Raw genomic sequence first — 15,356 nt, forward strand, 5'->3', positions numbered from 1 at the left:
CCAGTCATGAAGCTGATACGCGGCATACATAATCTCAGTCAAGCCCCGCACGGGTGCGTGCTGACCATTGGTAATTTCGACGGCGTGCATCGTGGGCATCAGGCGCTGTTGCAGGGATTGCGTAAAGAAGGCGAGGCGCGAGGCCTGCCCGTCGTGGTGATGATTTTCGAGCCTCAGCCGCTGGAGCTGTTTGCAGGCGAGAAATCCCCCGCGCGGCTGACGCGTCTGCGTGAGAAGTTACGCTACCTGGCGGAGTCAGGGGTGGACTACGTCCTGTGTGTACGGTTCGACCGTCGTTTTGCCGCGCTGACCGCACAAAATTTTGTCAGCGACCTGTTGGTCAGGCAGCTTGGCGTGCAGTTTCTCGCCGTGGGCGATGATTTCCGCTTTGGCGCTGGTCGTCAGGGCGATTTCTTGTTATTACAGAAGGCTGGCCTGGAGTACGGGTTTGACGTCACCAGTACAATGACCTTCTGCGAGGGCGGCGTGCGCGTCAGCAGCACGGCGGTACGTCAGGCGCTGGCGAACGATGAACTGGACACGGCAGAAACGCTGCTGGGTCACCCGTTCACGATTTCAGGTCGCGTGGTCCATGGCGATGCGCTGGGCCGCACGATAGGTTTCCCGACGGCGAATATACCGCTGCGTCGTCAGGTCTCCCCGGTTAAAGGGGTCTATGCGGTGGAAGTGGCAGGACTGGGCGAGAAGCCTTTCTACGGCGTCGCCAACATTGGCACACGTCCAACGGTTGCCGGTGTGCGTCAACAGTTAGAAGTACACCTGCTGGACGTTGTAATGGACCTGTATGGTCGCCATATAGATGTGATACTGCGTAAAAAAATACGCAATGAACAGCGATTCGCTTCGCTGGATGAACTTAAGGCGCAAATCGCGCGAGATGAATTAACGGCCCGCGAGTTTTTTGGGCTTTAGAACCGGCTTAACTGCCTACGTGATAAATACGGAACCGAGAATCTGATGAGTGACTATAAATCAACCCTGAATTTGCCGGAAACAGGGTTCCCGATGCGCGGCGATCTCGCCAAGCGTGAACCGGGAATGCTGGCGCGTTGGACCGATGATGACCTGTACGGCATCATTCGTGCAGCCAAAAAAGGCAAAAAAACCTTCATTCTGCATGATGGCCCTCCATATGCGAATGGCAGCATTCATATTGGTCACTCTGTAAACAAGATTCTGAAAGACATTATCGTGAAGTCCAAAGGACTTGCGGGATATGACTCGCCTTACGTTCCGGGCTGGGACTGCCATGGTCTGCCAATCGAGCTGAAAGTGGAGCAAGAGTACGGAAAGCCGGGTGAGAAGTTCACCGCCGCAGAATTCCGCGCGAAGTGCCGCGAATACGCAGCCACCCAGGTTGACGGTCAGCGCGCTGACTTTATCCGTCTGGGCGTACTGGGCGACTGGTCGCATCCGTACCTGACCATGGATTTCAAAACCGAAGCCAACATCATCCGTGCGCTGGGTAAAATCATCGGTAACGGTCACCTGCACAAAGGCGCGAAGCCGGTGCACTGGTGCGTGGACTGCCGTTCTGCGCTGGCAGAAGCGGAAGTAGAGTATTACGACAAAACCTCGCCTTCTATCGACGTGGCGTTCGAAGCGGTCGATCAGGATGCGATCAAAGCTAAATTTGGTCTGCCTGGGGTAAGCGGTCCAGTCTCGCTGGTTATCTGGACAACTACCCCGTGGACGCTGCCTGCTAACCGCGCGATCTCCCTCTCTGGCGAGTTTGAGTATGCGCTGGTGCAGATTGATGGCCGTGCGGTTATCCTGGCGAAAGACCTGGTCGAAAGCGTACTGAAACGCGCGAACATCACCGATTACACCGTGCTGGGCACCGTAAAAGGCGACGCGCTGGAACTGATGCGCTTCAAACACCCATTCCTGGACTTCGACGTTCCGGCGATTCTGGGCGACCACGTAACGCTGGACGCGGGTACCGGTGCGGTACATACCGCCGGTGGCCACGGCCCTGACGACTACAACATCAGCCTGAAGTACGGTCTGGAAATCGCCAACCCGGTTGGGCCGGACGGCTCCTACCTGCCTGGCACCTACCCGGCGCTGGACGGCATCAACGTCTTCAAAGCGAACGACATTATTGTCGACATGCTGCGCACCAGCGGCGCGCTGCTGCACGTTGAAAAAATGCAGCACAGCTATCCGTGCTGCTGGCGTCACAAGACGCCAATCATCTTCCGTGCGACCCCGCAGTGGTTCGTCAGCATGGATCAGAAGGGCCTGCGCGAGCAGTCTCTGAAAGAGATCAAAGGCGTGCAGTGGATCCCGGACTGGGGCCAGGCGCGTATCGAATCCATGGTGGCTAACCGTCCTGACTGGTGTATCTCCCGTCAGCGCACCTGGGGCGTGCCGATGTCGCTGTTCGTGCACAAAGAGACGCAGGAACTGCATCCGAACACCCTGGAACTGATGGAAGAAGTGGCGAAACGCGTTGAAGTTGACGGCATTCAGGCGTGGTGGGATCTCGACGCCCGCGACATCCTGGGCGCGGACGCGGACAACTACGAGAAAGTGCCGGATACCCTGGACGTGTGGTTCGACTCCGGTTCAACCCATGCCTCTGTGGTTGACGTGCGCCCTGAGTTCGCCGGTCACGCTGCCGACATGTATCTCGAAGGCTCCGACCAACACCGCGGCTGGTTCATGTCATCCCTGATGATCTCCACCGCCATGAAGGGCAAAGCACCTTACCGTCAGGTACTGACTCACGGCTTCACCGTGGATGGTCAGGGCCGTAAGATGTCCAAGTCCATCGGTAACACCGTTTCGCCGCAGGACGTAATGAACAAGCTGGGCGCGGACATCCTGCGTCTGTGGGTAGCCTCTACCGACTACACCGGCGAAATGGCGGTGTCTGACGAGATCCTGAAGCGTGCTGCCGACAGCTATCGTCGTATCCGTAACACCGCGCGCTTCCTGCTGGCGAACCTGAACGGGTTCGATCCGGTAAAAGATATGGTGAAGCCGGAAGAGATGGTCGTGCTCGATCGCTGGGCGGTAGGCTGCGCGAAAGCGGCGCAGGAAGATATCCTGAAAGCGTATGAGTCTTACGATTTCCACGAAGTGGTGCAGCGCCTGATGCGCTTCTGCTCCATCGAGATGGGCTCGTTCTACCTCGACATCATTAAAGACCGTCAGTACACCGCGAAAGCGGACAGCGTGGCGCGCCGCAGCTGTCAGTCTGCGCTGTACCACATCGCAGAAGCGCTGGTGCGCTGGATGGCGCCGATCATGTCCTTCACCGCGGATGAAATCTGGGGTTACCTGCCGGGCGACCGTGAGAAGTATGTCTTCACCGGCGAGTGGTATGAAGGTCTGTTCGATCTCTCCAGCACCGAAGCGATGAACGATGCCTATTGGGACGAGCTGCTGAAAGTGCGTGGCGAAGTGAACAAGGTTATCGAGCAGGCGCGCGCTGACAAGAAAGTCGGTGGCTCTCTGGAAGCGACGGTGACCCTGTACGCAGAGCCTGAGCTGGCCGCGAAGCTGACCGCGCTGGGCGATGAATTACGATTTGTCCTGTTGACCTCCGGTGCGAAAGTTGCGGATTATGCCGAGGCGTCTGCTGATGCTCAGCAGAGCGAACTGCTCAAAGGACTGAAGGTCGCACTGAGCAAAGCCGACGGTGAGAAATGCCCGCGTTGCTGGCATTACACTACCGATGTCGGTCAGGTGGCGGAACACGCAGACATCTGCGGACGCTGTGTAAGCAACGTCGCCGGTGACGGCGAAAAACGTAAGTTTGCCTGATGAGTAAAACTCTCTGTTCAACAGGACTGCGCTGGCTGTGGCTGGTGGTAGTGGTGCTGATTATTGATTTGGGCAGCAAGTTCCTGATCCTCCAGAATTTCGCTCTGGGGGATACGGTCCCGCTGTTCCCGTCGCTTAACCTGCACTACGCCCGCAACTACGGTGCGGCGTTTAGTTTCCTTGCCGACAGCGGTGGCTGGCAGCGCTGGTTCTTCGCGGGTATCGCTATCGGTATCTGCGTCGTGCTGGCGGTGCTGATGTACCGCTCGAAGGCCACGCAAAAGCTGAATAACATCGCCTACGCGCTGATCATTGGCGGCGCGCTGGGTAACCTGTTTGACCGCCTGTGGCACGGCTTTGTGGTCGATATGATCGACTTCTACGTCGGCGACTGGCACTTCGCGACCTTTAACCTCGCCGATAGCGCAATATGCGTTGGTGCGGCGTTAATCGTGCTGGAAGGCTTCTTGCCTAAACCGGCTGCGAAAGAGCAGGCGTAACAAAACCAGCCGGGTGACGCGTAGCGATCCCGGCCTACAGAATTTGTGGCCCCCGTAGGCCCGGTAAGCGTAGCGCCACCGGGCAACAGGTGACCCAAAACAAGCGAGCAATTTGCATGTCTAAATCCGTACAGAGCAACAGCGCGGTTCTCGTTCACTTTACGCTGAAGCTGGATGACGGCTCTACGGCCGAATCCACCCGCAACAACGGCAAACCAGCCCTGTTTCGTCTTGGCGATACCTCCCTGTCTGAAGGTCTTGAGCAGCAGCTTCTCGGTCTGAAAGAGGGTGAGAAAAAAGCCTTTTCGCTGGAGCCGGATGCCGCGTTTGGCGTGCCAAGCCCGGATCTGATCCAGTACTTCTCCCGTCGTGAGTTTATGGACGCGGGTGAACCGGAGATCGGGGCAATTATGCTCTTTACCGCTATGGACGGCAGCGAAATGCCTGGCGTGATCCGCGAAATCAACGGCGACTCGATTACCGTTGACTTCAACCATCCGCTTGCCGGGCGCACTGTCCATTTTGATGTAGAAGTGCTGGAGATCGATCCGGCACTGGAGGCCTGAAATGCAGATCCTGTTGGCTAACCCGCGCGGTTTTTGCGCCGGTGTAGACCGCGCTATCAGCATTGTTGAAAACGCGCTGGAGATTTACGGCGCGCCGATTTACGTGCGTCACGAAGTGGTGCACAACCGCTACGTGGTGGACAGCCTGCGCGAGCGCGGCGCTATCTTCATTGAGCAGATTAGCGAAGTGCCGGACGGCGCGATCCTGATCTTCTCGGCCCACGGGGTGTCGCAGGCGGTGCGTAACGAAGCGAAAAGCCGTGACCTGACCGTTTTCGATGCCACCTGTCCGTTAGTGACTAAGGTGCATATGGAAGTGGCGCGCGCCAGCCGTCGCGGTGAAGAGTCAATTCTGATTGGTCACGCCGGTCACCCGGAAGTGGAAGGCACCATGGGCCAGTACAGCAACCCGGAAGGGGGCATGTATCTGGTTGAGTCACCGGAAGACGTCTTTACGCTGAATGTGAAAAACGAAGCCCGACTGTCGTTTATGACCCAGACGACGCTTTCCGTGGACGACACCTCAGACGTGATTGACGCCCTGCGCCAGCGCTTCCCGAAAATCGTCGGGCCGCGCAAAGATGATATCTGCTACGCAACCACCAACCGTCAGGAAGCCGTGCGCGCGCTGGCTGAACAGGCGGACGTGGTGCTGGTGGTCGGCTCGAAAAACTCCTCTAACTCTAACCGTCTGGCCGAACTGGCGCAGCGTATGGGGAAAGCGGCGTTTTTAATCGACGACGCAACGGACATTCAGGAAGCGTGGGTGAAAAACGCGGTCTGCGTCGGTGTTACCGCAGGCGCTTCAGCGCCGGATATTCTGGTGCAGAACGTCATTGCCCGCTTGCAAGAGCTGGGCGGTGGCGAAGCGGTGCCGCTGGAAGGCCGCGAAGAGAACATTGTCTTTGAAGTGCCGAAAGAGTTGCGTATTGACGCGCGAGAAGTGGAATAGTTCTTTATCTGATGAAAGGCCAGCACCTCCTGTGCTGGCTTTTTTTTTGCCCCAAACTTTATCGTGACGACAAAATCATGTCTTTTACTGATATTTAAGTCGGTTTCACGTTAAATTCTAATTATCGGTGTTTTCAGTTGGCAGGCTTTGCCAAGGCTGGTTAATCTGAAAACGGTTTACATCATTTTAACGTAAGAGAATAACTATGCATGATGCACAGATCCGCGTTGCTATTGCGGGCGCGGGTGGACGTATGGGTCGCCAGCTGATTCAGGCGGCACTACAGATGGATGGCGTGGCACTCGGCGCGGCGCTGGAGCGTGAGGGTTCATCCCTGCTGGGAGCCGATGCAGGCGAACTGGCGGGCGCGGGCAAGACAGGCGTAACCGTACAGAGCAGCCTTGAGGCAGTGAAAGAAGACTTTGATGTGTTCATCGACTTTACCCGTCCGGAAGGCACGCTGGCTCATCTGGCGTTTTGCCGTCAGCACGGTAAAGGGATGGTGATTGGTACCACTGGTTTCGATGATGCCGGTAAACAGGCCATTCAGGACGCAGCCACCGACATTGCGATTGTCTTCGCTGCGAACTTTAGCGTCGGCGTTAACGTCATGCTGAAACTGCTGGAAAAGGCAGCGAAGGTGATGGGCAATTATACCGACATTGAGATTGTTGAAGCACACCACCGCTATAAAGTTGATGCTCCATCAGGCACGGCGCTGGCGATGGGCGAAGCGATTGCTCATGCACTTGATAGGGATTTAAAAGAGTGCGCGGTCTATACCCGTGAAGGACATACCGGCGAACGCGTGCCCGGGACAATTGGTTTCGCAACCGTTCGTGCAGGCGATATCGTCGGTGAACATACGGCGATGTTCGCCGATATTGGCGAACGTGTTGAGATTACCCACAAAGCGTCAAGCCGCATGACGTTTGCGAATGGTGCAGTTCGCGCCGCTTTGTGGCTTAACGCGAAGGAAAAGGGTATTTTTGATATGCGAGATGTGCTTGATCTCAATAATTTGTAAGCGATATTACCCATCGTGATGTGGTTATTGCAGTCGTAATTACTTGATTGCATGGGGCAATAATTTATTGCCCTCTTATTTTATCCGTTTTAGATAAAAAATAATGCTTAGGCGGTATAAAGCTTATTGATGTGCCATTTTTCTGTGAAATATATGTAAATTTTGACCATCTGGTCCACTTTTTGTCACCCGCCTCCCTAAAATTCTAACAAACCTGCCGCGCAAGCGTTTTCCGGGATGATTTACCTGATCTTTTTGCCCATTAAATCCCATTCCAGATGCCAGGCTTGCAAAAGAATAAACAAAACTCCCGTTTTAAGTTGACTTTTACATGGCAAATCCCCAGAATGCCGCCGTTTGCCAAAAATCCGCTGGCAACACATTTGCATTGATCCATGATATGGTTATGAATTAATATGCAAATAAAGTGAGTGAATATTCTCTGGAGGGTGTTTTGATTAAGTCAGCGCTATTGGTTCTGGAAGACGGAACCCAGTTTATCGGTCGGGCCATAGGGGCAACGGGTTCGGCGGTTGGGGAAGTCGTTTTCAATACTTCAATGACCGGTTATCAAGAAATCCTCACTGATCCTTCCTATTCTCGCCAAATCGTTACTCTTACTTATCCTCATATCGGCAATGTCGGCACCAATGCGGCTGACGAAGAATCCTCTCAGGTACATGCGCAAGGCCTGGTCATTCGCGACCTGCCGCTGATTGCCAGCAACTTCCGCAACACCGAAGACCTCTCTTCTTACCTGAAGCGCCATAACATTGTGGCGATTGCCGATATCGATACCCGTAAGCTGACGCGTCTGCTGCGCGAGAAGGGCGCACAAAACGGTTGTATCATCGCAGGGGATAACCTCGATGCGACGCTGGCGCTGGAAAAAGCGAAAGCCTTCCCGGGTCTGAACGGTATGGACCTGGCGAAAGAAGTGACCACGGCGGAAGCCTACAGCTGGACGCAGGGTAGCTGGACGCTGGAAGGCGACCTGCCGGAAGCGAAACCGGAAAGCGAGCTGCCGTTCCACGTGGTGGCCTACGATTTTGGCGCCAAGCGCAACATCCTGCGTATGCTGGTTGACCGTGGCTGCCGCCTGACGGTCGTCCCGGCACAAACGTCTGCGGAAGATGTTCTGAAGATGAACCCGGACGGCATCTTCCTCTCTAACGGCCCTGGCGACCCGGCGCCGTGCGATTATGCCATCGCTGCCATCAAGTCCTTCCTGGAAACCGATATCCCGGTATTCGGCATCTGCCTCGGCCATCAGCTGCTGGCGCTGGCGAGCGGTGCGAACACCGTCAAGATGAAGTTCGGCCACCACGGTGGTAACCACCCGGTGAAAGATATCGATAACAACACGGTGATGATCACCGCACAAAACCACGGCTTCGCCGTCGATGAAGCGACGATGCCGGCTAACCTGCGCGTGACCCATAAGTCGCTGTTCGATGGTACCTTGCAGGGTATCCATCGTACCGATAAGCCAGCGTTCAGCTTCCAGGGCCACCCGGAAGCGAGCCCGGGCCCGCACGACGCCGCGCCGCTGTTCGATCACTTCATCGAACTTATCGAGCAATACCGTAAGACCGCTAAATAATCAGGAGCTGAGAAGACCATGCCAAAACGTACAGACATAAAAAGCATCCTGATCCTTGGCGCTGGCCCGATCGTTATCGGCCAGGCCTGTGAATTTGACTACTCTGGCGCGCAGGCGTGTAAAGCCCTGCGTGAAGAGGGTTACCGCGTTATCCTGGTGAACTCTAACCCGGCGACCATCATGACCGACCCGGAAATGGCTGATGCAACCTACATTGAGCCGATTCACTGGGAAGTGGTACGCAAAATTATCGAGAAAGAGCGTCCGGACGCGGTGCTGCCGACCATGGGCGGCCAGACGGCGCTGAACTGTGCGCTGGAGCTGGAGCGTCAGGGCGTGCTGGAAGAGTTCGGCGTGACCATGATCGGTGCGACCGCCGACGCGATTGATAAAGCAGAAGACCGTCGCCGCTTCGACGTGGCAATGAAAAAAATTGGCCTTGATACCGCGCGTTCCGGTATCGCGCACAATATGGAAGAAGCGCTGGCCGTTGCGGCTGAAGTGGGCTATCCGTGCATCATCCGTCCATCGTTCACCATGGGCGGCACCGGCGGCGGCATTGCCTACAACCGCGAAGAGTTTGAAGAGATTTGTGAGCGCGGCCTGGATCTCTCCCCAACCAAAGAGCTGCTGATTGATGAATCGCTGATTGGCTGGAAAGAGTACGAGATGGAAGTGGTGCGTGATAAAAACGACAACTGCATCATCGTCTGCTCCATCGAAAACTTCGACGCGATGGGGATCCACACCGGCGACTCTATCACCGTTGCGCCAGCTCAGACGCTGACCGACAAAGAGTACCAAATCATGCGTAACGCCTCGATGGCGGTACTGCGTGAAATCGGCGTGGAAACCGGCGGTTCTAACGTGCAGTTCTCGGTGAACCCGAAAACCGGCCGTCTGATTGTTATCGAAATGAACCCGCGCGTGTCCCGTTCCTCCGCGCTGGCCTCTAAAGCGACCGGCTTCCCGATTGCGAAAGTGGCGGCGAAACTGGCGGTGGGTTATACCCTCGACGAGCTGATGAACGACATCACCGGTGGCCGCACCCCTGCGTCCTTCGAGCCGTCCATCGACTACGTTGTGACTAAAATTCCACGCTTCAACTTCGAGAAATTTGCCGGCGCCAACGACCGCCTGACCACCCAGATGAAATCCGTCGGTGAAGTGATGGCGATTGGCCGCACGCAGCAGGAATCCCTGCAGAAAGCGCTGCGCGGCCTCGAAGTGGGCGCGACCGGCTTTGACCCGAAAGTGAGCCTGGACGACCCTGAAGCGCTGACCAAAATCCGCCGCGAGCTGAAAGACGCGGGTGCGGAGCGCATCTGGTACATCGCCGACGCCTTCCGTGCCGGCCTGTCCGTCGACGGCGTGTTCAACCTGACCAACATCGACCGCTGGTTCCTGGTACAGATTGAAGAGCTGGTGCGTCTGGAAGAGAAAGTGGCTGAGCTGGGCATCAACGGCCTGGACGCAGACTTCCTGCGCATGCTGAAGCGTAAAGGCTTCGCCGATGCGCGTCTGGCTAAGCTGGCGGGCGTGCGCGAAGCGGAGATCCGCAAGCTGCGCGACCAGTATGACCTGCATCCGGTTTACAAGCGCGTGGACACCTGTGCGGCAGAGTTCTCGACCGATACCGCGTACATGTACTCCACCTATGAAGACGAGTGCGAAGCGAACCCGTCCGTCGACCGCGACAAGATTATGGTGCTGGGCGGCGGTCCAAACCGTATCGGCCAGGGCATCGAGTTTGACTACTGCTGCGTACACGCCTCTCTGGCGCTGCGCGAAGACGGTTACGAGACCATCATGGTCAACTGTAACCCGGAAACCGTCTCGACCGACTACGATACCTCCGACCGCCTCTACTTCGAGCCGGTTACCCTGGAGGACGTGCTGGAAATCGTGCGCATCGAGAAGCCAAAAGGCGTGATCGTGCAGTACGGCGGCCAGACTCCGCTGAAGCTGGCGCGCGCGCTGGAAGCAGCAGGTGTACCGGTTATCGGCACCAGCCCGGATGCGATTGACCGTGCGGAAGACCGCGAGCGTTTCCAGCAGGCGGTTGACCGTCTCAAGCTGAAACAGCCGGCGAACGCCACCGTGACCGCGATTGAAATGGCCGTTGAGAAAGCGAAAGAGATCGGCTACCCGCTGGTGGTGCGTCCATCCTACGTACTGGGCGGCCGCGCGATGGAAATCGTCTACGACGAAGCGGACCTGCGTCGCTACTTCCAGACGGCGGTGAGCGTTTCCAACGATGCGCCAGTGCTGCTCGACCGCTTCCTCGACGACGCGGTTGAAGTCGACGTGGATGCCATCTGCGACGGCGAAATGGTGCTGATTGGCGGCATCATGGAGCACATCGAGCAGGCGGGCGTGCACTCGGGTGACTCCGCCTGTTCTCTGCCAGCGTACACCCTGAGCCAGGAGATTCAGGACGTGATGCGCCAGCAGGTGCAGAAGCTGGCCTTCGAGCTTCAGGTTCGCGGCCTGATGAACGTTCAGTTCGCGGTAAAAGACAACGAAGTCTATCTGATTGAAGTCAACCCGCGTGCGGCGCGTACCGTACCGTTTGTCTCTAAAGCGACCGGTATTCCGCTGGCGAAAGTGGCGGCGCGCGTGATGGCTGGCCAGACGCTGGCTCAGCAGGGCGTCACGAAAGAAATCATCCCGCCGTACTACTCGGTGAAAGAGGTGGTGCTGCCGTTCAACAAATTCCCGGGCGTTGACCCGCTGTTAGGGCCAGAGATGCGCTCTACCGGGGAAGTAATGGGCGTGGGCCGCACCTTCGCAGAAGCGTTTGCGAAAGCGCAGCTGGGCAGTAGCTCCACCATGAGAAAATCTGGCCGTGCGCTGCTCTCCGTTCGCGAAGGCGATAAAGAGCGCGTGGTTGACCTGGCCGCCAAGCTGCTGAAACAGGGCTTCGAGCTGGACGCCACTCACGGTACGGCGATTGTGTTGGGTGAAGCGGGTATCAACCCGCGTCTGGTGAACAAAGTGCATGAAGGTCGTCCGCACATTCAGGATCGTATCAAGAATGGCGAATATACCTACATCATCAACACCACCGCAGGACGCCAGGCGATTGAAGACTCCAAGCTGATTCGCCGCAGCGCGCTGCAATACAAAGTGCACTACGACACCACCCTGAACGGCGGTTTCGCAACAGCGATGGCGCTGAATGCGGATGCCACCGAGAAGGTGATTTCGGTGCAGGAAATGCACGCGCAGATTAGCAAGTAACCCCCATTGCCCGGTACCGTTCGGTTACCGGGCAATTTTCCCATCTTAAGAACCTTCTGGTTTTTCATCCGCTTTCAGTCAGTTAGCCTAAAATAGTTAGGTCGATAACGAAAATTCAACTGAGAGCAGGGGAATACACCATGCAAAATAAATTACTGATCGCTTCCGTTCTGGCTGCCACCGCAATGTTCACCGTGGCGGGCTGTTCGTCCAATCAGGCCGTAAAAACCACCGATGGCAAAACGATTGTTACTGACGGGAAACCGCAGGTGGATGACGATACCGGTCTGGTATCGTACAAAAACGCCGAAACCGGTCAAACTGAACAGATTAACCGCGACCAGGTTAAATCAATGGGTGAGCTGGATAACTAAAAAAAAGCAGTGGCACATGCCACTGCTTTTTTGCTTCAGAATGATCGATTACCACCGATGGTTTAACAAAATATGACCGCCGTATGCGGCATAGCTGTTTTCACCCCATTCGCCGCTGGCTCGCAGGGAGATTGTCGTGGTTTCGTTCAGGTTGCCGGTTACGCCCAGCTCTAACTGACCACGATCTTCCGGCGTATCGTTGCTGACGGTCTCGTCGTTGAATGCCAGATCGTTTTGACCAGCACCTTTCAACCAGTTAACCGCGACGTACGGCTGCCAGGCCTTGACGTCCTTCTGCTGGAAGTAGCTTGCTTTAACGCCGAGACGACCAAAGACGCTGTCGTTGTCCAGGGTAGTGACGCGTACGCCGTCGCGATCGGTATGATTTTCCTGATCGAGATAGCTGTAGATCACCTGCGCCTGCGGCTCGATCTTCCAGGTACGTTCATTTTCTGACTGGATAACCCACGCGTGGCCGACTTCAACAGACGCGGCGAAACCTTCGCTATCGTAGTCTTCGTCGTTGCGGTTGCTGGTGACTTTGTTGTTGTACCAGCTGTATGCGGCCCAGGTATCAACGTAGCTGCCCAGACGTAATTTCTGATCTTCCTGCCAGGTGGCGTAAAGCCCAACATTGAAACCATCAACCTTACCCTGAGCGTCACGCACGTTGTGCTTCGCATCAGAGTGGGTCTTCGCCTGGCCTGCACCGAACATCCCGCCAGCACGCAGGATACCGTTATCCATTGGCTTGCTCATGAAATCGCTGCCGACTTGCAGTACGGTCGTGGTGGTGTCATAGCTGACTTTATCGCCACCCGCATCGTTCTCGTGATAGCGACCCTTAACGTACATCCAGGTGTTCAGGTCGTCTTCATTGCGGAAGGTGATCTGGTCGCGATCGTCACGTTTATGCAGGAACATGCCCTGTGCGGCAAGGTAGTTGCCTAAGTAAGCACCCACTTCAGGCGCCATGACTTCCGGCGCATTGTTACCGCCGTTGTCAGTGCTACCGCCGTTGTCGGTGTTGCCGCCGTTGTCAGTGTTACCGCCGTTGTCGGTGTTACCACCGTTGTCGGTGTTACCGCCGTTATCGGTGTTGCCGCCGTTGTCAGTGTTACCGCCGTTATCGGTGTTACCGCCGTTATCGGTGTTACCGCCGTTATCGGTGTTGCCGCCGTTATCGGTGTTGCCGCCGTTATCGGTGTTGCCGCCATCATCGGTATTGCCACCGTCATCGGTGTCGTCAGAAGGATCATCAGAAGGCGTCGCCTTTGATTCCAGATACCAGTTGCCGTCACTGTGCTGGTATAGGTTATATTCCCAGGCGCCTGCGACGACCGGTTTTGCCAGCGTCAGTTGGGCTTCGGAACTGCCGCCGATGCTGACAATTTCCATACCGTTAATGGTTTGCGCGCCTGCGCCGCCAATGTTGGTAATGCTGACGCCGGACTGACCGAAGCTGCTGCCCGTAATAGTGAGGTGGTCAGTTGGTGAATTATCTTCACCCAGGGTGCTGTTCATCACAATCTGGCTACCGTCAGAGCCGGTGTAGTCGCCATTAATCGTAAAATTATTGCCAACGCTATTATCAGCCGCACTGAGTAACAGCGTACCACCATTAGTCACGTTGCCGTTGATGGTATCGACGTCGGAAGCGCTGAGCGTGGAGTTACCCTGGACGGCATTCCATGCCGCCAGCGTACCGCCGCTAAGAACTGCGATGTTGTTGTTCACTTCGCCTGCGGTGGCAAAGGTCGCGCCATTTTCAACGGTAACAGTGGCGTTACTGCCCTTGACGCCGAGCGTTGCGCCGGTGGAGACCAGCGTGGTGCCGCCGTGCAGAACCGTATCCCCTTTGTAGCTATTTTTGCCCGTCAGGGTCAGGGTGTTGGAGTCTACTTTTTCGACGTTACCGCTACCGGTCATGTCGGTGGCGAAAGTGAAATCGCTACCCTGATTGAAAATGACGGTACCGTTGTTGGTGATCCCACCGCTGAGCGTCGCAGTTTTTTCGCCATCGCCCAGTTGCAGCGAGGCGTGTTTGGCCACCCGCGTATTACCGGTGTTGGATACTTCGCCCGCCAGGGTTAACGCGCCCTTGTCTATCATCAAGGAGTCGCCAGAGCCAATAATGTCAATATCGCCCGACAGCGCCCAGTTTTCGCCGTTCATTGTGACGCTGGCAAAACCGTCCCCTTCATTCAGACCCACAAAATTGCTGTCTTCTGTACCGGTGCCGATCAGAGTGAGGGTGTTTCCCGTGGAATTGGTGGAAATAACGTCACCGACAAGGACGGAACCCGTATCAAGCACCAGCGTGTTATTTTTATTGCTGGCAAACATAATAGCGGCTGTATTACCACTAATCGTTCCGCTATTCTTGATATCCAATTTTGCAGTATCTTTTACATTGATACCGTTCTCGGTTCCCTGCACAAGGGCATTGTTAGTAAGCTTGGTGTTGCCATTAGTTGCCGTAATAGCATCACCATTTGTACCGATAATTGCGCCACTGTTATTAATGCCAATACCATACCGAGTACTTAGACCCGTTTTTCCTTTTATCATTCCGTTGCTGGTATTGATAATGTTTACTGCGGAAGAGTTTTCGCCGACAAACATGCCATTTTCCGCACCGATAATATTTCCACTGTTATTAAAATCACCGAGCATTGACTGAATATTAACAGCATTCGCGGTGGTGGAGGAAATGGTTGCACCGATGTCGTTATTAATTAAAATGCGCTGTTCACCAGTATTAATATCCAGGCCATTTCCCGTGCCAGAAATATTGCCATAATTAGTGGTAGTAGTGGTAGTAAACCCAGTGACAGACACCGCCGCTTCACTACCCGCGGAGGATATCGTCACGTCTTTATTAATAACATATTCAGCATCGGCTGAAAAATCTTGAGGGACAGAGGTTGATTGATCAATGATTGCAGAAAATGCAACCGCGGGGGTGCATATCAACAAAGCAGGAAATATCTTCCCTAGAGTTTTGGTTGTATTATTTAATTTGAAGAATTTTTTGCTCATGTACACATCCATTTGAGTGAGAAGGAACATCAGATAACGTGTGTAAAACGTATATTGACTATCTTTAAGGTTGAGCTCAAAACAAAAAAGCATAAAATTATTATTTTTTCAATGAGTTATGTACAGGTTGATTTATTAAAATATGACTTAAGATAATCTAAAAATATTCGTTAAAAATATGAGTCTGCATAATCATTTTGCAGGGTTAATTCGTCGCTAGCGTGGTGCTCCTTCTTTCGCGTCAGTCGCGTTTG

The 15,356-nt window shown here is 55.1% G+C and carries 10 protein-coding genes; 9 read left to right on the top strand and 1 reads right to left on the bottom strand.

The annotated features are described in order from the left end of the window. The first annotated feature begins 6 nt into the window (after positions 1–6). From ribF to SK53_RS16165, 9 genes are all read left to right on the top strand, one after another. Positions 7–933: a bifunctional riboflavin kinase/FAD synthetase gene (ribF, locus tag SK53_RS16125; protein WP_003856456.1), complete on the top strand. Its 927-nt coding sequence runs from the start codon at positions 7–9 to the stop codon at positions 931–933. A 45-nt stretch (positions 934–978) separates the two neighbouring features. Further along, the gene (ileS, locus tag SK53_RS16130; RefSeq protein WP_039268722.1) at positions 979–3,795 is read left to right on the top strand and encodes an isoleucine--tRNA ligase; all 2,817 of its coding nucleotides are present in this window, start codon (positions 979–981) and stop codon (positions 3,793–3,795) included. Next, positions 3,795–4,295: a signal peptidase II gene (gene lspA, locus SK53_RS16135; RefSeq protein ID WP_003856452.1), complete on the top strand. Its 501-nt coding sequence runs from the start codon at positions 3,795–3,797 to the stop codon at positions 4,293–4,295. The genes ileS and lspA overlap by 1 nt, the downstream gene beginning before the upstream one ends. Before the next feature lie 116 nt (positions 4,296–4,411). Beyond that, positions 4,412–4,861: an FKBP-type peptidyl-prolyl cis-trans isomerase gene (fkpB, locus tag SK53_RS16140; protein ID WP_003856450.1), complete on the top strand. Its 450-nt coding sequence runs from the start codon at positions 4,412–4,414 to the stop codon at positions 4,859–4,861. A gap of 1 nt (position 4,862) precedes the next feature. Next, positions 4,863–5,813, top strand: a complete 951-nt coding sequence (ispH, locus tag SK53_RS16145; RefSeq protein ID WP_048209782.1) for a 4-hydroxy-3-methylbut-2-enyl diphosphate reductase — start codon at positions 4,863–4,865, stop codon at positions 5,811–5,813. A gap of 205 nt (positions 5,814–6,018) precedes the next feature. Then, positions 6,019–6,840 carry a 4-hydroxy-tetrahydrodipicolinate reductase gene (gene dapB, locus SK53_RS16150; RefSeq protein ID WP_032661540.1) on the top strand — a complete coding sequence of 274 codons (822 nt, stop codon included), beginning with the start codon at positions 6,019–6,021 and terminating at the stop codon, positions 6,838–6,840. Positions 6,841–7,294: 454 nt separating this feature from the next. Then, positions 7,295–8,443, top strand: a complete 1,149-nt coding sequence (gene carA / locus SK53_RS16155; RefSeq protein ID WP_023324136.1) for a glutamine-hydrolyzing carbamoyl-phosphate synthase small subunit — start codon at positions 7,295–7,297, stop codon at positions 8,441–8,443. Between the two features lie 18 nt (positions 8,444–8,461). Continuing rightward, positions 8,462–11,686 carry a carbamoyl-phosphate synthase large subunit gene (gene carB, locus SK53_RS16160; RefSeq protein ID WP_023315370.1) on the top strand — a complete coding sequence of 1,075 codons (3,225 nt, stop codon included), beginning with the start codon at positions 8,462–8,464 and terminating at the stop codon, positions 11,684–11,686. A 140-nt stretch (positions 11,687–11,826) separates the two neighbouring features. Continuing rightward, the gene (locus tag SK53_RS16165; protein ID WP_003856439.1) at positions 11,827–12,060 is read left to right on the top strand and encodes a YgdI/YgdR family lipoprotein; all 234 of its coding nucleotides are present in this window, start codon (positions 11,827–11,829) and stop codon (positions 12,058–12,060) included. A 48-nt stretch (positions 12,061–12,108) separates the two neighbouring features. Here the strand turns inward: SK53_RS16165 and SK53_RS16170 are convergent, their stop codons facing one another. Continuing rightward, entirely contained in the window at positions 12,109–15,102 is a 2,994-nt protein-coding gene (locus SK53_RS16170; protein WP_082137263.1) for an autotransporter family protein, read from the bottom strand. Positions 15,103–15,356 lie beyond the last annotated feature (254 nt).

It is taken from the genome of Enterobacter sp. MGH119 (assembly GCF_001037675.1).
Lineage (GTDB): Bacteria > Pseudomonadota > Gammaproteobacteria > Enterobacterales > Enterobacteriaceae > Enterobacter > Enterobacter hormaechei_C.